Consider the following 19,275-nt stretch of genomic DNA (forward strand, 5'->3'; position numbering starts at 1 on the left):
TTTGATGTTTTAACCTATAAATAGCTATAGTCAAAGAATAAAATAACACTATATTTTGAACCTTCAGAGGTAGTAGGACCATCAAAGCCAATAATAATAACGGTTGCCCTTTAATATCTAAATACAACTTCTCAATCTCTCGTCTTAACATACCTTACTGGACTTCCTACATATACTCCCTTTTTTTCTATATTCTTAAAGACACTACTTCTAGCACCGACAACACTCCCTGAACAAATTTCTACTCCAGGGCCAATATAAACATCAGTAGCTATCCACACCTCATCCTCGATTTTAATAGACTTTTCAAAAATTGGAAAAGTTATTTGAGAATAATCATGAGACCCTGTACATAGATATGATCTTTGGGATACTACTGAATTTTTTCCTATTTTAATAGTTCCTAAAGTGTATAAAACAACATCATCTCCTATCCAAGAGTTATCTCCCACACTCAACTTCCAAGGATAAGTTACTTTAACACTTGGTCTTATAATGACATTTTTTCCAATTTCAGCCCCAAATAACCTAAGTAAAAACCTTCTCCAACCATACATGAATTGTAGCGAAGTACCAAATAACATTGATTGTACCACCCACCATATTTGAACCCAAATAGCATTACGTCCCCTAAAATTTTTAGGTAATTTAAATTGACTTAAATCTTGCATCTAATAATTTATAATTCTAGTAAATCCATTAATAAACCTTTCTATAGTATATTCCTTTTGAGTAGTATCTATATTAAAGTTTATCATATTCGAATTCATTGGTAGATTGTTGTATATTTCTTCAATCTGATTAGCTATTGATTCAGAGCTCTTTTTTTCGATATAAAATCCATTTACTCCGGGTTTGAATATATCAGGAATACCTGCATGCTCACAGGTAAGTATTATATTCCCTGTGGCCATAGCTTCTAAAATTGAGATGGGTTGTCCTTCCATTTTATAATATGTTGGAAAAACAAAAATATTACTTTCCCAAAGTAAATTTCTTTTCTCATTTCCTTTTACAACCCCAAGATACTCAACATTATCTTCTAAATCTTTAATTATTGCAAGAAGTCTCTCTTTATTCAGAAGATCAATTTGTCCTGCAATTTTAGCACTATAGTTAACTCCTTTATTTTTTAAAATTGAAAGGGCTTCCAAAAACTCATTTATCCCTTTTTCTTCCATTAGGTTACTCATATAAAGAAGCTTCAGTTCTTCGGTTTCCTTGCTATCACTACCAAACAAGTTGGAATCGACAAAATTCGGTAATTCAAAGATCTTACTATCATCAATAAATGGAGTTAGATTACCTCTTAATGACTGGGATAATACAATGCCTTTATCAGAAAATGATATCAGTAATTTAAATATTTTCTTTTTTATTCCTTTAAGGTTTTTAAATTCCGTTCCTAAATAGTTTCCATGTACATGTAAAACAATTTCCCGTTCTAAAATTTTTGCTAAAAGAATAAAAGGGCTATATTTCAGTATACCGAAAAAAGTCTGTCCTGGTGTTATGTATAATATATCTACTTTAAATAGCTTCCATAAAGTCCTATAAACAAGTATATATTTTAGAACTTTTCTAAAGCTAAACGTGCCTAAGTTCTCTTTCAACTCTGGAAAAGAAAAATTGACTTTATTTTTTTTGTATCCAACTAGGTTATCATATAATACATCATTTGCAAATGAAACCCCTGTAATTGGAGGAGAAAATGGTCCAACTATTAATATTGATTTACTTGACACCTTACTAAAATTTATAATTTATTTAGTCTTTAACTTGAAAAAACTCAATTTTGAAGTGAGTTACTTAATTATTATCTCCTAATTATGTAGACCTTATAATAAAAAACTCCATCAGAGTTATATCTAATATTAAGCCAACTAAACAAAAAGTACTTACCTATACTACTGCGCTCTAGACATTGAGTGTTATTTCTAATTAGTGATATATCATCTAACTTTTCACCAACAATTGTACAATAGTCATGAATGATGAAGTATTACTATTAACTCCACCACAAACCAAAAAGTAGTCTACTTTTTAGCGTTTAAAGCACACTACATCAACTCTTTTGCTTAATTAACAATTAACTCTATGCGCCTTTAAACTTCTTTATTCCCTTGTGAAAATACCTTGATATAGGTTTTTCATAAAAAACATATACAATTGAGGATATAAAGATCATCGCAGTTAAAAATATGAGTAATTCGCCTGTTTTAGAAAACCCTTTTGTAATAATATAAGATTGGAAATATTCTTTATAAATTTTATATAAAGGAGAATGAAGTAAATAAATAGCAAAACTAATTTCTCCTAAAAAAACAAATACTCGATTTGATAACACTTTGGTCATAATATTATCTGAAGCAGCTATTACAAATATACAAAATGAAAAAATCAATGAATGAAAGCTTCCCCCAAATGGTAACCTATAACCTATAACAGAGACTATTTTGGGCTCTAGCAACAAAACAGAATACATTAGTACTAATGCTAAAACTGTATAGATAGGATTAGATGGTTTTATTACTGTCTTCCAAGCTTCTAGCCTCAGAAAAAGATATGCTGCTGTAATACCTAGTAAAAATGACCCTAAATGTGAAATAGGAAGATAATAAATTAATTGATGCGGAACTCCGTTCGGACCATTATAAAAAGGTTTATTCAACAAATTTATATGAATCAACTGTGTTACACCCCATATAAATAGTGAGAACATAAACACATATATCACCCTTGGTTTTGCATTTTTAATGTAATATAAAATGAAGGGAAATAACATATAAAAAAATGCTTCTACAGATATTGACCAACTTGGACCATTAAAAGAAAGTGGATAAGGAGGAAACCAAGACTGTAAAGTAAACAAATTTAATAACAGAGCATACCCATCCGAGGCTATACTTTTAAATGGGTAAATAATAATTATACCAAATAGATATAAAGGATAAATCCTTATAAAACGATTGAAATAATACTCTTTAATCGAGAAGTTAGGTTTTCTAAATTGAGAAAGAACCATTACAAAACCCGACAATACAAAAAAGAATGAAACCATTTGTGGACCTGATGTAGCAATCCGGCCAAACGTACTCGTAAACCATGTTCCCTTACCTAAGTGAAAAATCACAACAATAAATGCTGCTAAAAACCTTAAAAAGGTTAAACTATCAATCCTCATAAATCCTATAATAGTTTAAATAAAAAACAACAATATCAATACACTTACCTTAACCTTATCTTAGGAAACTTAACTCTTGATATAAATTTAAAAAGAAATATAATTATAAATAAGTAATAAAAATACCTTACCCCTGATCTTAATAGATATTGTGTACTATATATAATTTGCAAGAATACAAAAAATGACAAGATAAAGGCAAATATTTTATTTCCTCTAACAAGAAAGTATCTCACGTAGATTTCTAACCTCAAAAATACGCATCCTGACAAAAAGGAAAATAATATTGAAAAAGTCTTTCCCATTAGAAACACTTGCCCATAATAGGTAAATGGAGCAAATTGATTCAACTTTAATTTAGGAACATAACTGTAAAAGTCTGTCATAAATCCTGGTAAAGGAGACAACGATGCTCTAATAATCCCCCAATCCCTTACACCTTTCTCAAGGGTTTCTACAGTTGCAAAAACTCCAAAAATCAAAGCATAATAGATATTGAATAAAAAATTATAGACAAAGCCCTTGTTTACGCCATCACCTAAGACTGAAAGTAAATAAGGATATAATCCATGTCTATGTTGCGATCTGAACTCTATAACAAAAGCATACAATATTAAAGTTAAAAATAGGCCAGCTACAGCTCTTAGTGTCTGAGTGCCACCACCTCGACTATTAATATAAACAATAGCATTATATGCGATACAGTATACAACAAGTATCCTCGAGCCCGTCCCTAAAGAAAGAAATACTAACATAACAAACATTAATAATGATTTCTTAGGAGAATTGTTGAAAACGATACCTAATAAAACTACTTCAATAAGAGATAGAAACTTCAACAGTGTAGATAAATGGCGAGATGCTATTTCCGAGCCTAAATATGTTTCTCTTAAAAATAATTCTGAGCCATAAACGCTCATATAAAGCAAGATAATTATGACAAAAACGATATTAATAGTCCAGCTAAAGTAAGACTGTAACTTTATGTTTAAAAAAAGACTTTTAGATAAATTTTGTCTAAGGCTCCTCCTATACTTCTTCTTCAAGAGAAAAAGATTTAAAAGAGCTCCTAAAGAAAAAAATACTAAAGATAATAGAAAGTAAAATATAACTTCATCAAACTGTGTCGAAGTAACCCTGTCTACATTAAATAAATTTATTTTTTTTGATAATGGAACAAAATAATAATATATATAACTGAACACAATGCATGTAAAATGGAAAGATATAAATAACCAAAGTGGACTCATTAAAAAAGGCTTAATAAGTTTTCTTAAGCTATAGATTATCAAGAAAAATACAAATAATAAAATAATCATTTTACCACTTTTAATAATAGTCTCGCAGACTCTTTCATTGAAAATTTATCAACTCTTATAGCTTCAGTTAATAATCTAATATGGTTCTTTCTAAAGTTATTATGTATAAGAAAAGAAAATAATATTTTATTTTTAAGCCTTCCTTTTGGAAGATTTTGTAAGAATGGATATGAAGGGATATTTACACAACTTACACCATAATACTTATGTAAATAATCAATGATTATTCTTTCTCTAATATCATTTGCATATTTAGTTTGCTCACTAAGTTTTGCATTACTAATTTGAACACTACTTCTTCTATACTCCAATAATGGTGTCTCTAAATTATACAATTGCCCTTTTAAAGATAATCTATAAATCAAGTCATAATCCTGAGCAAACCTAATACTCTCATTATACTTAATCTGGTGTATGTTTCTAAAGAACAAAGTTGGATGAATCATTGGAGTCTCTACCACTAATTCATCTTGTATTTCTTGATGTGTTTCTGGTAACTTTAACGGTTTTACAAAGTTATTGTTAGCATCAATGATATTAACAAAACTCCCACAGCAAATATATTTACTATTTTCTTGTAGAAATTTAAACTGCAACTCTAATCGGTTTTCTTTAGCAATATCATCAGCATCCATCCGTGCGATGTAATGCCCTCTAGCTATTTCTAATCCCTTATTCAGACTCTTAGTTAAACCAATATTTTCATCATTATGTACAGTAACGATTCTATTATCTATTTTAAAGTATTCTTCTAAGAGTTGTCTATTATCTAATCTATTAGGTTGATCATTTATTAATATCAACTCAAAATCTCTAAAAGTTTGATTCAAGATAGAGTCTATAGCTAGTTTCATCCACTCAATGGGTTCTTGATACAAACTCATAACAACTGAAACAACTGGCTCTATACCTTTCCTATACATACCTTTCTCTTTCCTTTTTCAATAACATCTATCTGATAAAAAGTCTTTGAAGGTGATAAACTTGGATGCATATCACACCTATTTGCTGTTGAATATTTTGCAGGATGTTTTTTCTCCAATTTAATATTCTTTTCACCTGTTTCAATATTGATAGTAGACAAAGTTTGGCACAAAAATCTATCTGGATATGTGTCTGTTAAAATTACATCATTATTGATAAATGATGGATGACCATCTTTCTCTGTACTATACTTCAAATTAATACATTTCTCTTCTGTATTAATCTGAAAATACCCTGGACAATTATCTACTCTACCCCAAAACAATACTTCTTCATTATTTCTCCATACACAATGACTGACCATCTGTCCCTCAACTATAACATCTAATTTATTTGTAATCAAAGAATAGCCTAACAAATTATCAACCCTTTTTCCATTACAATAAAACCTGAATATAAATACGAAATAATTACCGTTAGGTGAAATCAAAAAATGATTAAAATGGCACTTTGTAGCATTATCAAATTGTGTAGTCAAGGCTTTTACACAATCCGTAACTTGAAACAATGTTGAATATTCAGATGTCTTTAAATTAAAATACACCAAACTATCTTTGTAGGAAGTTTGATGCAGATGTGGATAGCCATACTCTGTTCCAATTTCAGTCAAATTAGAATAATCAATTGAAAGGATATATGAATTCTCATATAAAGCTTGAACAGGGAAAGGTATAATTGTTTCCGATTTATCATTTATATTCTTTATTACAGAATAATACCCTTTAATCTCATCATATTTATTGTAAAGCAACTCGTCACTACTAAACCACATCAGACGAGTTCCTTGCTGATAATTCCAAGCCATTGAGCTATCAATAACTTCAATAGAACTATCTTGAAGATTATACAACAGGATATCAACATCTTTATGACCATATTTTTGACCATGAATAGTTAGGAGATTCTCAGAAGAAGAAAATGATGTAACATCATAATAACCAAAGAATATGTTATTATATCTTTCATCCTCAATAATTTGAACTTTCTTAGAATATTTAAAAAGAAAGTAAAAAAATGACAGAACCCTCTTTATCAGACGTATCAAAGCACTTTTCATAATACAAACCTCTTTTTAAAATAGCTTTAAAATCAAAAAGTATAATTAAAAAGTGATATATCTTCTCGATACAAATTACCAATTATTTCTTTGGTTTCATCAGTATAATATTCTTGATAATTCTTATGCTTTGACTTATTCACTTTAGGAAGCTCAATTTGAGGCAATCCAATTTTTTCCAAGACTAAACTAAAATCTTGATCTAAACTTTCAAATTTACCAACATAATCAACATTTATTCTTCCATATCCATCCGTAATGAAGTGATTCTGAGGAATAAAGTGAATCCAATTTTGGAGATTTTCATTCTCATTCAACGAATAAACGAACTCTTCAAATGAGTTTATATTCTTTAATTCTGTTTGTGAAAACTCCAAATCTTTAGGGTTATTCCCTCCTTTTTTAAGATAAAAAAAAGAAGATACCACACGATCCCACGGATTTCTTACAAAACAAAACTTATAATATTCATTAAATCTGGCTTTATTCATCGCCATAAAATCATCAGTTGTCCAATGCCCTGGTTTTTTATCACCTATAAGAACCTTTCCAATACTTGAACCAGCACTTTTAGGTATATGTATAAACAACATCTTATTATCTATGTACTCTGGATAATATGTAGGCACTAAATTACGACCCAATTTTTGATTAACTTTAAATCTTGTTTTTTTAGGAAGTTTATCCCATAAAAATTTTAATACTTGCATCCTTATTATTAATATTTTGATTTAAAAAATGGTAATACTGATAAATTAAATGACTTGTAAACTAAATAAACCTTAATTAGATTTTCCAAGCCGATACAAATCGCTGTAGCAATTGCTGCTCCTACACTACCATATACATGAATAAAGATAAAGTTCAATACTATATTGAGAATCGTCATAATCATTAACAGCCTGCTTAAATCTTTTTCTTTTCCTCCCATCATAAGTACACCACCAACACAGCCTGTCGCTATGTTTACAGCTTGTCCACCTAACAAAATTATTAATATCCTATGCGCTTCAGAAAAACCATCTCCCCAAATAGACAAAAGCCATTCTCCAAACAAGTATCCAAAAACAAACACTAACAATGCTATTATGAATAAACCAATATTTACCTGTCTAATAAGCTTCTCAAGCTCTGGAAGCTTATATTGATCTAAATAAGAAGCAATTTTTGGGAAGATGATTGAGTTACTAGCTATTAAAAAAAAATTTGATAAAAGAGCTACCTTCGATGCCACACTATATATCCCCACTTGAGACAGGTCTTCTATCATCACTCCAAGCATAATAACATCAATATTTGATGCCATTATAGTCATAGAGCTCACTAAAAGAAATGGAAAAGAGCTCCTCAAGACCTCCTTTACCTTTAAATCTTTAGCCAATAGGTAATTCTTTTCTCTAAAGATTCTTTTTTGAATAAATACACTATAACCTAAAGCAATAACGAATGTAAACAAGTAAGAATAGAAAAATATCTCAGCTACAACCGCTACGGTCAAGTTATTTGATAAAAAATAAACAAATAAGACTAATAGAAACAGACGCAAAATCAAGGGCAGCGACTCTTGGAACAAATTTGCTTGCCATGTTTTACGAATTCCTTTCAAAAATGCTGTAATTGGGGATGTTAATAGTGCTCGAAAAACTAAACAAGCTAACAAGACACTAAGTGGATAGTAAATACGTTCATCTTGAATAAAGTAATTCTGGAAACTAGTGTTTATAGTTAAAATAAATAACAAAAATATTGAAACCGAGAATAAACTAACAATTTGAAATACCTTGACAATATAATGCTTAATATATTCAACATTATCACGTTCTAGATGAATCGCTACATTTTTCATTAAATACTCACTAGTGCCAAAAATTGCTAGTATGTAAGCAACCAAAGTAATTTTTTCAACAAATGAAAATACCCCAACTCCCTCAGGCCCTAACTCTTGCCCCAGTATAACACTAATAATTAAACCAACAATTAATGTTAAAACCTTTATACCTAAAGTTGAAACACCTTTAACAATCACTTCCACTAAGTCTGATGACAAGCCTCTAGCCCACTTCATAACTTCAGTTAATATAAAATTCCGTATACCACTTTATAAACTCTTTGACCCCTTCTTTCAACGGTGTTGATGGACTATACCCCGTATTATTCTTTAATTTAGCTGTATCTGCATAAGTAACCTTAACATCACCAGCTTGCATTTCCATATACATCTTTTTAGCCTCTACCCCCAACGTCTCTTCCATATTTGTAATAAAGTCCATTAACTTAATAGGTGTGGAATTCCCTATATTATAAACTTCCGCTTTGGACTCATTTGTCGGAATTTTTTCAAGGCTACCAATGATACCTATTACAACATCATCTATATAAGTAAAGTCACGCTGCATTTCACCATGGTTAAATACTTTGATCTCACGACCATTAACCATTGCATCTGCAAATAACATTGGAGCCATATCTGGTCTTCCCCAAGGACCATATACTGTAAAAAACCTTAACCCAGAAGTTGGTACATTATATAGATGACTATAAGTATATGCCATTAATTCATTACTCTTTTTAGTAGCAGCATATAGGCTTACAGGATTATCTACTCGATCCTCTTCACTAAATGGTATTTTATCATTAGCACCATATACCGAAGAGCTAGATGCATATACAAAATGCTTAATGTTATTATGTCGACAGCACTCTAAAATATTCACAAAGCCAACTATATTTGATTGAACGTATGCATGTGGATTATCCAAAGAATAACGTACCCCAGCTTGAGCAGCCAAATTAACCACATAGTCAAACTCTTCTTTTACAAATAAATTTTCGAGAGCTTGTAAATCGACTAAATCTAACTTTTGAAATTGATAGTTACTATGTTTAGAGCTTTTCACTAAACCTCTGCTCTCAATTGAAACTTTATCAATACCACTTTTTGCTAATCTTGCATATTTAAGATTCACATCATAATAGTCATTGATATTATCAATACCTACAACTCTATACCCTTCACCTACTAACGCTTCAACTAAATGAAAACCTATAAAACCTGCAGCTCCCGTAACTAATACACTACTACCTTTCATCTATTATTATATACGTCTAAAATGCACTTTGATATACCGAACTTATACCATCACATAAATCAATTGAATACTCCCATCCAAGACTCTTCAATTTATCTACATTCATCAATTTTCTTGGAGTACCGTCAGGCTTAGAAGCATCCCAAACCAACTCGCCCTCAAATCCTACAGTTTCTTTTATAGTCTCTGCAAGCTCTTTGATAGTCACATCCGTACCTGTACCAATATTTACCAATCCTTCCTCATTGTAGTTTTGCATGAGGAAGAAACAAGCATCAGCCAAATCATCTGCATGTAAGAATTCACGCATTGGTGTACCTGTTCCCCAACAAACTACTTCACTATCTCCATTAACTTTTGCTTCATGGAATTTACGCAACAAAGCAGGTAATACGTGTGAGTTGTTCAAGTCATAATTATCATTTGGTCCATACAAGTTTGTTGGCATGACCGATATAAAATTACAACCATATTGTGAACGGTAAGCATCACACATCTTGATCCCTGCAATTTTAGCTATCGCATAAGGCTCATTTGTTGGTTCCAACTCACCTGTTAACAAATAATCCTCTTGTAGAGGCTGAGGAGCCATTTTAGGATAAATACAAGATGAGCCTAAGAACATTAATTTCTTTACACCATGTACATAACTCTGATGAATCACATTGTTTTGGATCATCAAGTTATCATACAAGAATTCTCCTCTATAAGTATTATTTGCATGAATTCCTCCAACTTTTGCAGCCGCAAGAAATACATACTCTGGTTTCTCTGACTCAAAAAAGTTTGCAACTTCCTCTTGATTTCTTAGATCAAGCTCTTTTGAAGTCCTAACAAGGATATTACGGCAACCATTCTTTTCTAGTCTTCGAAGAATGGCAGAACCTACCATTCCTCGATGACCAGCAATATATATTTTACTGTCTTTATTCATTTTTTATTCGTAATAGTTCAAGATATCATGTCCACCATCTTTTAGGTATTGATCCTTTTGGAATAATCTCAAATCCGACTGTACCATATCTTTCACTAAAGCTGGTAAATCATATTCCAATTCCCAACCTAGTTTTTGTTGAGACTTTGTAGGATCACCAATTAAAAGATCTACTTCCGTAGGACGGAAATAGCGTGGATCAATCTTCAAGATGACTTGACCTTCTTTAACTTTAAATTCCGAATTTGAACAGGACTTAACTTTTGCAATTTCTTCAACTCCTTCACCTTCGAATTCTAATTCTATACCCAATTCTGTAAATGCCATTCTCACAAAATCACGAATTGTAGTTGTGATACCAGTTGCTATCACAAAATCTTCAGGCTTCTCTTGCTGAAGAATTAACCACATTGCTTTTACATAATCTTTAGCATGACCCCAATCACGTTTCGAATTCAAGTTTCCTAGGTAGAATGTTTCTTGTAGTCCTAAAGCGATTCTAGCCGCTGCACGTGTAATCTTTCGTGTTACAAAAGTTTCTCCACGTAATGGTGACTCATGGTTAAATAAAATACCATTACATGCATACATATCATACGCTTCTCTGTAGTTCACTGTAATCCAGTAACCATACATTTTAGCCACAGCATAAGGTGAACGAGGGTAGAAAGGGGTTGTCTCTTTTTGAGGCACTTCTTGTACTAAACCATAAAGTTCTGAAGTAGACGCTTGATAAATTCTAGTCTTTTCAGTTAATCCTAACAAGCGAACTGCTTCCAAGATTCTTAGTGTACCCAAACCGTCTACATTACCTACATATTCAGGAGTGTCAAAACTTACACGAACATGAGACATAGCTCCTAAATTATAAATTTCATCAGGCTGAACTTCTTGAATAATTCTAGTTAAGTTCATTGAGTCTGTCAAGTCACCATAATGTAACTTTAGACGAACATCTTTTTCATGAGGGTCTTGATATAGATGATCAATTCTATCGGTATTAAATAAAGACGCTCTTCTTTTAATACCATGAACTTCATAACCTTTTTCTAGAAGTAGTTCAGCCAAGTACGCGCCGTCTTGACCTGTAATCCCTGTAATAAGTGCCTTTTTCATATATCTAAAAATTTGTTCGTCTTATTTCCCAATATTAAAAACCTTGAATCCAATCTCACTTAACTCTTCTTTTCGAAGAATATTGCGTCCATCAAAAACATTTGCTGGTTTAAGCATTGCATCATAGATTTTCGACCAATCATAATTGATAAACTCATCCCACTCTGTCAAAACAGCAATAGCATGTGCTTTTTCTACTGCCTCATAAGGTGATGATACTACTTTTACCCTAGCCCTGATTTCTTCTGAAGAGTGTGTATTTAAGTACTCTAAATCTGCATAGATTTGCTCTTTAGATACTTTCGGATCATACACAATAATATCTGCTTGCTCATCGAGTAAGTAATCGGCTACATAAATAGCTGCTGATTCACGAGTATCATTGGTATCTTTCTTAAATGCCCAACCGAAGAAAGCTATATTCTTCCCGTTTACTGTATTGTAAGATTCTTTGATGATCTTATCTGCGAAACGACGTTTTTGGTAATCATTTAGAATGATTACTTGCTCCCAATAGTCTGCGACTTCTTGTAAGCCAAAAGATTTAGCAATATAAACAAGGTTCAAAATGTCTTTTTGGAAACATGATCCTCCAAATCCCACAGAAGATTTTAAGAATTTAGCACCGATACGTGAATCCATACCGATTGCCTTCGCTACTTCATCTACATCTGCCTCAGTCACTTCACACAAAGCTGACATCGCATTGATTGAAGAGATACGCTGTGCCAAAAAGGCATTAGCTGTTAATTTTGAAAGCTCAGAAGACCAAACATTTGTTTGTAGAATTCGTTCTTTTGGAACCCAGTTCGCATAAACTTCAGTTAATGCATTCTTTGCTGCTTGGCCTGTTTCAGTGTTATCCCCACCAATCAAAACACGATCAGGGCTTAACAAATCTTCAACCGCTGTTCCTTCTGCTAAAAACTCTGGGTTAGAAAGAATTTCAAAGTTCACTCCATTTCCAGTATTTTCTAGGATGCTCTTCAAAGCCTCTGCAGTACGTACAGGAAGTGTAGATTTTTCTATAACGATTTTATCTTCCTTCGCTACTTCTGCAATTTTACGCGCACATAGCTCAATGTATTTCAAATCCGCAGCTTGACCTTTACCCTTACCATAAGTTTTGGTAGGGGTGTTTACTGAGATAAAAATCAAATCGGCTTCCTCAATCCCTTTTTCAATATCTGTCGTGAAGAATAAGTTACGATCACGAGTTTCTGCAACTATTTCCTTAAGGCCTGGCTCATAAATTGGCAGTTGATCCAGATCATCACCATTCCATGCTGCAATACGCTCTTCATTAATATCTACTATATTTACTTTAATATGTGGACACTTTAATGCGATCACAGCCATTGTTGGACCACCTACATAGCCTGCTCCAATACAACAAATATTCTTTACTCCTTTCATTGAAATTTACTTCTTAGTCGGAAATTCAGTTGCAATTATTTATAAAAAGAGGTTTCGATCTAAAGTGCACCTCAAAAGTTCAAATAATTCCGTCAAATTAAAAATCAGCCACAAAAGAACACATTTTCACTCATAAACACAATCACTTCCCTAATTATTAACATAATGATTGTCTAGAATATGTATAATCCAATAAAGTTTTATTAACGCCATAACTCTCACTCCCTTCTAGAAGGCAATTTGAAGTTTAAAAAACTCAAGTACAAAAACTTACAACGTTCATCAGACATGAAAATCAATGGCGCTTTTAAAATAACTTTATACACTTTATCATTTAACGAACACTGCAAATATTAGAATAATCACATTATCAACTGATATAATCCTAACTTAAAAAAGATTACCCTCTTTTATCAACAAAATCTTGTAGACCATACTTCATTAACGGTCTACCCTTCTAAACTTGCACTAAAGACAAACGAAACAGATACATCAACAAAAAGTTTGCAACTCGAACTAATACTATACTAAAACCCAATTTCATGACACGTTCAGATAAATGTGGAGGATAGTTTCAGATTATGGATTGAGGGATTAGAAATTAGTACTTAATTGTTTAGTTGTTAAGGGTTGGAGAATAACAGCTCCCCTTTCTCAAATATTTTAACTGAACAGGACATCATTACACCTTAACAAGTAACCTCTGATCACCATCTTATCTCCCAAAAACTCATTTATCAGCCTACCTGCTTTTTTCAGAAAGTAAGTCACAAAAAAGGCATCCCTTTGGGATGCCTTTTCATTTATATTCTAAACTCAGAGTATTCATTATACACTTCCTCACGACGAATTCGCTCTGATGCTAAAGGTTTCCTACTTACCAATATTAAACACCTTAAAACCAAGTCCTTCTAATTGGTCTTTCTTTAAAATATTTCTACCATCAAAAACATTAGCAGGCTTAAGCATTTCGTCATAAATTTTTTCCCAATCATAAGTAACGAACTCATCCCACTCAGTAAGCACTGCTACCGCATGTGCTTTTTCAACTGCTTCATAAGGAGAAGATACTACTTTTACTCTAGACCTGATCTCTTCTGCAGAATGTGTATTCAAATATTCTAAGTCTGCATAGATTTGCTCTGTTGATACTTTTGGATCATAAACAACAATATCAGCTTGCTCATCAAGTAAATAATCTGCTACATAGATAGCTGCAGACTCACGTGTATCATTTGTATCCTTTTTGAATGCCCATCCGAAGAATGCTATTCTTTTCCCATTTACAGTATTATAAGATTCTCTGATAATCTTATCTGCAAAACGACGCTTTTGGTAATCATTCAAAATAATCACTTGCTCCCAATAGTCTGCAACCTCCTGCAAACCATAAGATTTAGCAATGTACACAAGATTTAAGATATCTTTTTGGAAACATGAGCCTCCAAAACCTACAGATGATTTCAAGAACTTAGCTCCAATACGCGTATCCATACCGATAGCTTTAGCTACTTCATCTACATCAGCTTCTGTTTCTTCACAAAGTGCTGACATCGCATTGATTGAAGAAATACGTTGTGCAAGAAATGCGTTAGCTGTAAGTTTTGAAAGTTCAGAAGACCAAACATTCGTTTGTAAAATTCTGTCCTTTGGAACCCAACTTCCATATACAGAAGTCAAGGCATCCTTCGCTTCTTGACCAGTCACGGTATTATCACCTCCGATCAAAACTCGATCTGGAGCTAAAAGATCTTCCACAGCAGTTCCTTCTGCTAAAAACTCAGGATTTGATAAGATTTCGAATTTCACACCATTACCTGTATTCTCTAAGATGCTTTTTAAGGCTTCTGCAGTACGAACAGGAAGTGTAGATTTCTCTACAACAATTTTGTCATCTTTTGCTACTTCTGCAATCTGACGAGCACAAAGCTCAATATATTTCAAGTCTGCTGCCTGACCCTTTCCTTTTCCGTATGTCTTTGTAGGTGTATTTACAGAAATAAAGATCATATCAGCATCATCAATACCTTTGCTAATATCAGTCGAGAAGAATAGATTTTTATTACGAGTTTCAGCTACTATCTCTTTTAAGCCAGGCTCATAAATAGGTAATTTATCTAGATCATCACCATTCCAAGCTGCAATACGATCAGCATTGATATCTACAATGTTTACTTTAATTTGTGGATTTTTTAATGCGATTACGGCCATTGTCGGTCCTCCAACATAGCCAGCTCCAATACAGCAGATATTCTTGATTTCTTTCATCGACTTCGGATATTTTGGGACACTTTTAGTTAGTCACTACTATTCAATATGATTGATTTTGTGGGATTTGAATTAACTGTTATAAACAGTGTCCTCAGTTCAAATAATTTAATTTTTTGATAAAAATCAGTCGCAAATGAACATAATTTCTCTGATCATATCAAAGATTACTCCGAATATTAACATCAAGTTAATTACATGAATTGAATGAAAGTATAAGAAAATGCTTATAGACAGTAAAAAAACAGCATATAAAAAAGTACCTATTCCAAAATGAATCGGAATAGGTACTTTACTTTTCTAATAATAGAATCTATGCTACAAACAGAAATTTTCATCTGCCAAAGGTGAATCTGCATCAACAGGGTACTTTACTGTTGGTATAGGATTATTATCTGTATCTAACTCTACACCAATGACATGATCAAAAAGCTGATACTCAAATAATACTTCATCTTCAAGTTCTAACATTAAATCTGAATTGAAGAAATTAGTCAACGTACATAATCCAATATTATCCATATCAGATACATACTTATTGATAGTTATATCAACTATTGAATTATTCGTCCAAAGATTGGAAGATAAGGAATCAGTATAGGAAGCAAAGAAGTTCTCCTCAAAATCTGCTGAAACATTGATCAGATCCATTGTAAAAGAGCCTGACTCGATTTCTGTAAAGCTTTTTACTGAAAGTGTCGTATAAGAATCTAAATCTGCTTGCTTAGAAAGAATACGAACATGCCCCTGTTTCAACTTTGCGAATAGATCAATAATTCCACCATTAATATCAATGTTTTTCGGACTAATATCAACTTTGTAAACCGACTCTAAAACATCAAAACCACTCAATTCTTTTAAGTCTTCTGAATTTGAAATTGTAATATTCAGACCATCATGACTTGAGCTCAAAGCTGAAAATCCACTAAAAGTAGTTAGTGATGGTAAATCAATATAGATATCTCCACTAATTTCATTTAAAGCATTGAAAACATCTAGATTGTCTAACTTTCCAATGTTCTCATCTGTCTCAATATTTTGAAGTTTCAATCCACCATTAAGAGAAGTAAGTGAGGTAAAGTCCATCTTTTCCAACGCTAAAATTTGCTCTAAAACAAGCTCTCCATCAATACTTTCAAGGGCTGGAACTTTAAACTCTACAAGGTTATTAAGCTGTTTCACTTGCAAATCGCCTCCCAAAGATTTCAGCATCGGGAACTCATAATTCAAACTTTCTTCTGATGATAACGAATTGTTGTTCAGCCTAATTTTTAGCCCTTTACCGATTGTTTCCAACGCATTCATTCCTATCAAACTCAAGTTTGGATTATCTACCCATTCCAATTCGCCCTCAATAGTTGTTACTTTTGCGATTGAGAAACCTGATAGTTCTGAATTATTTTTCAACATTAAATCTCCTTCTATTTTTACAAGAAGATCAACAGCTAAAGAACTAATATCTGTAGATTTCAATGAGATGTCGCCACTAACTACAGACAAAGAAGAGAAGTCAAATTGGTCTAAACCATATGTTTCTGATAGCTCAAACGTTCCTCCTACTAGTGTAAGTTTAGGCGTTGTAAGACCTAAAAGATTACTCGTTTTATAAATTTTGAAATCATCTCCGATCATCAATAATGATGGAAAATCATAAACAGCAGTAGCAGCATTTAAATTATCAGAATCCAAGTCTTCATTTCCTCTTAACTCAAATTCTTCTTCAATAATTACAAGTTGCTCTAAAGTAATCTCAGATATTGAAGGGTTGTCTAACAACTTGAATCCGCCTGCAACAGCTAATAATGAATCGAGTTCAACTGAGTTTAGGCTTATATTATTTTCAAATAGTAAATCTCCTCCTAAGGTTCTCAATCTATTTAATGAAAAAGTAGATACATTTGTATTTTTTAGAACAATGTCACCGCTGATTGCCTGTATATTTTTAAGTTTTTCTAAGTCATTTTCTGACCTAACAAAAACACTCCCCATCACAACAACATTATGCTCAATTAAACTATCGTAATCAGCATCGGTAGAGATACTTCCCCAATAAATCTTATTCCTATGTACTTCAAGTTCATTATTTAATGAATCTAGATCTAAATTTAATGAATCTAAATCTGACGACAGAGAGTCAAAATCCTCTGTAAGCAACAAATGCTTATCTAGCAAATCAATCAACTCATTTGACACAGAATCTAATTCATGAGCAACACTTCCCAATTCTTCTTCTAACTCTTCATTTTTAGCTATAACATCAATTAGTTGATATCTAAGGTTCTGAATGGTCTCTTGGAAATTTTTAATTTCTTGCTCTTGAGCAGCCTCATATGCACTTAATTGCTCTTTAAGTTTTTCTAGCTCATCATTTAATCGATCTACTTCTCCCTGCATACACGCAGAAAAAGAGAAGCACATTATAAACAGCAAAAAAAATCGTTTCATCGATAAAGTTTTAAAAATACAAAAGTAATTCTCTTGGGTATGGATGATTATAAATTATATAACCTTAACCTTAATTATCAAAGTAATATAACTTCTTCTTGAAAACCTACACAAGACTAATATTCTTACTTTTGCACTTTAAACTAGATCAACGATTAGCTATAATTAAGCCATTTTCTCTCTAGAAAAACGCACCTCTTTACGATAAGCAGATGGTGTTTGCCCCATTTTTTCCTTAAAAAGCTTATTAAAGGTGGCTTTAGAATGAAAACCCGATTGATACGCCAGAATTTCTAATTTTATATGATCATTTTCTTTTTCTTTTAGCTGTCGAATTGCCTCATCTAGCCTAAAATTATTGATAACATCATAGAATTTCTTCTTATAAGTTTGCTGAAAAAGTGTTGACATTCGGTTTCTAGAAATCCCTAACTCATCTACCAAATCTTGTAAGCCCAACTTTGTATTTAGATAAGCTTTCTCTGTTTCTATATATTTTTTCAGTTTCTCTTTTTCCTCTTCACTAAATACTTCCTCCTTTTCTTCAATATGTAGAATAGGTCTTTCTACATTGATAACTTCTGCAATTGGCATTACAGCTATGGGTTTAGATACCACTTTAAGTTGCTTATTTTTGAATATCTCAGGATTTGATATACACTTATATGTGAGTATATAAATCATGATCATAGCCGGAATAAGTCTATAATTCGTTTGCGGAGTAAGAAAACCGAAACCCAACCCATTTATTGTTAATATCTTAACTGCAGCAACAAGCAATACAAGTAGAGAAACAAGTAATAAATTATTCAACCATGTTTGGATACTCTGACTGTGTTGATCTGACTGATCTACCTTCCCTATCTTATTCAATAGTTTATACGTTTTCCATGAATAAAATATCCCTTGAAAACCTAGTAACCAATAAAGTACAGCGTTTGAAATTTGTACGATGTTATACGTCCACTCTGGGTACGTCCAATTCGTCAATTTCAACCATACTGATGTAATGATCACAAAAAATGGTAAACCTAAAAACACAAATAAAAAGTAAGGAATATAGTGTTTAAAGTCTTTGTTTCTGAAATTCTTAGCTTTTCCTAAAGAGATTTTAGTGTAGATATAAACACTAGGAAAAAAAGTAGTACTGATCACAAAACTAAAGCGAACTAAGTACTCATAGTATTTCTCACTCTTAAGTGGAGTATAACCAAAAACTAAACAATTGACTGCACAGACGAGCATCATGATCGCAAGTAATCGATTGGTTGTCCGCTTTTCTTTGGTCACAAAGAAAAACATCAATAGAATAATTGCTTGCAGTCCTCCGGTAAGTAGAAATATATTAGTAAAATTCATCTAATATTTGGTTAGTATGTGAATTTGGCTCAATTACAAACCTTGGTTAGTTGCCTGTAATTTTTTATAATTTTCATTAATTGTTTTACAAAAGCAGCAGAATC

Annotated in this window: 15 protein-coding genes; all 15 read right to left on the bottom strand. The window is 32.2% G+C overall.

Annotated features, from left to right (window positions below):
• Positions 1–131: 131 nt before the first annotated feature.
• The 15 genes from BC781_RS16560 to BC781_RS16630 all read right to left on the bottom strand — a co-directional run bounded on the left by BC781_RS16560 (position 132) and on the right by BC781_RS16630 (position 19,171).
• Complete coding sequence (locus BC781_RS16560) at positions 132–671, bottom strand: putative colanic acid biosynthesis acetyltransferase (RefSeq protein WP_109619816.1); 540 nt, start codon at positions 669–671, stop codon at positions 132–134.
• Positions 672–1,745, bottom strand: a complete 1,074-nt coding sequence (locus BC781_RS16565) for a glycosyltransferase family 4 protein (protein WP_109619818.1) — start codon at positions 1,743–1,745, stop codon at positions 672–674.
• A gap of 350 nt (positions 1,746–2,095) precedes the next feature.
• Positions 2,096–3,184, bottom strand: coding sequence for an acyltransferase family protein (locus BC781_RS16570; RefSeq protein ID WP_109619820.1), 1,089 nt, complete (start codon positions 3,182–3,184; stop codon positions 2,096–2,098).
• Between the two features lie 44 nt (positions 3,185–3,228).
• A complete protein-coding gene (locus BC781_RS16575) occupies positions 3,229–4,503 on the bottom strand; it encodes a hypothetical protein (RefSeq protein ID WP_109619822.1) in 1,275 nt (424 codons plus the stop codon).
• Positions 4,500–5,426, bottom strand: a complete 927-nt coding sequence (locus BC781_RS16580; RefSeq protein WP_109619824.1) for a glycosyltransferase — start codon at positions 5,424–5,426, stop codon at positions 4,500–4,502. Before BC781_RS16580 ends, BC781_RS16575 begins: the two co-directional genes overlap by 4 nt.
• Entirely contained in the window at positions 5,408–6,544 is a 1,137-nt protein-coding gene (locus tag BC781_RS16585; protein ID WP_109619826.1) for a hypothetical protein, read from the bottom strand. Before BC781_RS16585 ends, BC781_RS16580 begins: the two co-directional genes overlap by 19 nt.
• 32 nt (positions 6,545–6,576) lie before the next feature.
• Positions 6,577–7,254 carry a sulfotransferase family 2 domain-containing protein gene (locus BC781_RS16590; protein ID WP_109619828.1) on the bottom strand — a complete coding sequence of 226 codons (678 nt, stop codon included), beginning with the start codon at positions 7,252–7,254 and terminating at the stop codon, positions 6,577–6,579.
• A gap of 8 nt (positions 7,255–7,262) precedes the next feature.
• On the bottom strand, positions 7,263–8,609 hold the full coding sequence (locus BC781_RS16595; protein WP_109619830.1) for an oligosaccharide flippase family protein: 1,347 nt from the start codon (positions 8,607–8,609) through the stop codon (positions 7,263–7,265).
• Between the two features lie 4 nt (positions 8,610–8,613).
• Complete coding sequence (locus BC781_RS16600; protein ID WP_109619833.1) at positions 8,614–9,633, bottom strand: NAD-dependent epimerase; 1,020 nt, start codon at positions 9,631–9,633, stop codon at positions 8,614–8,616.
• A gap of 16 nt (positions 9,634–9,649) precedes the next feature.
• A complete protein-coding gene (gene fcl / locus BC781_RS16605; protein WP_109619835.1) occupies positions 9,650–10,567 on the bottom strand; it encodes a GDP-L-fucose synthase in 918 nt (305 codons plus the stop codon).
• A 3-nt stretch (positions 10,568–10,570) separates the two neighbouring features.
• Positions 10,571–11,683: a GDP-mannose 4,6-dehydratase gene (gmd, locus tag BC781_RS16610; RefSeq protein WP_109619837.1), complete on the bottom strand. Its 1,113-nt coding sequence runs from the start codon at positions 11,681–11,683 to the stop codon at positions 10,571–10,573.
• A gap of 21 nt (positions 11,684–11,704) precedes the next feature.
• On the bottom strand, positions 11,705–13,099 hold the full coding sequence (locus tag BC781_RS16615; RefSeq protein ID WP_109619839.1) for a nucleotide sugar dehydrogenase: 1,395 nt from the start codon (positions 13,097–13,099) through the stop codon (positions 11,705–11,707).
• 873 nt (positions 13,100–13,972) lie between these two features.
• Positions 13,973–15,367, bottom strand: a complete 1,395-nt coding sequence (locus BC781_RS16620; RefSeq protein ID WP_109619841.1) for a nucleotide sugar dehydrogenase — start codon at positions 15,365–15,367, stop codon at positions 13,973–13,975.
• A gap of 318 nt (positions 15,368–15,685) precedes the next feature.
• Positions 15,686–17,812, bottom strand: a complete 2,127-nt coding sequence (locus BC781_RS16625) for a hypothetical protein (RefSeq protein ID WP_109619843.1) — start codon at positions 17,810–17,812, stop codon at positions 15,686–15,688.
• 165 nt (positions 17,813–17,977) lie between these two features.
• Positions 17,978–19,171 carry a helix-turn-helix domain-containing protein gene (locus BC781_RS16630; RefSeq protein ID WP_109619845.1) on the bottom strand — a complete coding sequence of 398 codons (1,194 nt, stop codon included), beginning with the start codon at positions 19,169–19,171 and terminating at the stop codon, positions 17,978–17,980.
• Positions 19,172–19,275: the final 104 nt, after the last annotated feature.

Origin of the sequence: Sediminitomix flava, assembly GCF_003149185.1 — a bacterium.
Lineage (GTDB): Bacteria > Bacteroidota > Bacteroidia > Cytophagales > Flammeovirgaceae > Sediminitomix > Sediminitomix flava.

Excerpts from the sequence above, each read along its gene's own strand:
- BC781_RS16560 (WP_109619816.1), bottom strand. The coding sequence starts at position 671 with ATGCAAGATTTAAGTCAATTTAAATTACCTAAAAATTTTAGGGGACGT.
- BC781_RS16570 (WP_109619820.1), bottom strand. The coding sequence starts at position 3,184 with ATGAGGATTGATAGTTTAACCTTTTTAAGGTTTTTAGCAGCATTTATT.
- BC781_RS16575 (WP_109619822.1), bottom strand. The coding sequence starts at position 4,503 with ATGATTATTTTATTATTTGTATTTTTCTTGATAATCTATAGCTTAAGA.
- BC781_RS16580 (WP_109619824.1), bottom strand. The coding sequence starts at position 5,426 with ATGTATAGGAAAGGTATAGAGCCAGTTGTTTCAGTTGTTATGAGTTTG.
- BC781_RS16585 (WP_109619826.1), bottom strand. The coding sequence starts at position 6,544 with ATGAAAAGTGCTTTGATACGTCTGATAAAGAGGGTTCTGTCATTTTTT.
- BC781_RS16590 (WP_109619828.1), bottom strand. The coding sequence starts at position 7,254 with ATGCAAGTATTAAAATTTTTATGGGATAAACTTCCTAAAAAAACAAGA.
- BC781_RS16595 (WP_109619830.1), bottom strand. The coding sequence starts at position 8,609 with ATGAAGTGGGCTAGAGGCTTGTCATCAGACTTAGTGGAAGTGATTGTT.
- BC781_RS16600 (WP_109619833.1), bottom strand. The coding sequence starts at position 9,633 with ATGAAAGGTAGTAGTGTATTAGTTACGGGAGCTGCAGGTTTTATAGGT.
- fcl (WP_109619835.1), bottom strand. The coding sequence starts at position 10,567 with ATGAATAAAGACAGTAAAATATATATTGCTGGTCATCGAGGAATGGTA.
- gmd (WP_109619837.1), bottom strand. The coding sequence starts at position 11,683 with ATGAAAAAGGCACTTATTACAGGGATTACAGGTCAAGACGGCGCGTAC.
- BC781_RS16615 (WP_109619839.1), bottom strand. The coding sequence starts at position 13,099 with ATGAAAGGAGTAAAGAATATTTGTTGTATTGGAGCAGGCTATGTAGGT.
- BC781_RS16620 (WP_109619841.1), bottom strand. The coding sequence starts at position 15,367 with ATGAAAGAAATCAAGAATATCTGCTGTATTGGAGCTGGCTATGTTGGA.
- BC781_RS16625 (WP_109619843.1), bottom strand. The coding sequence starts at position 17,812 with ATGAAACGATTTTTTTTGCTGTTTATAATGTGCTTCTCTTTTTCTGCG.
- BC781_RS16630 (WP_109619845.1), bottom strand. The coding sequence starts at position 19,171 with ATGAATTTTACTAATATATTTCTACTTACCGGAGGACTGCAAGCAATT.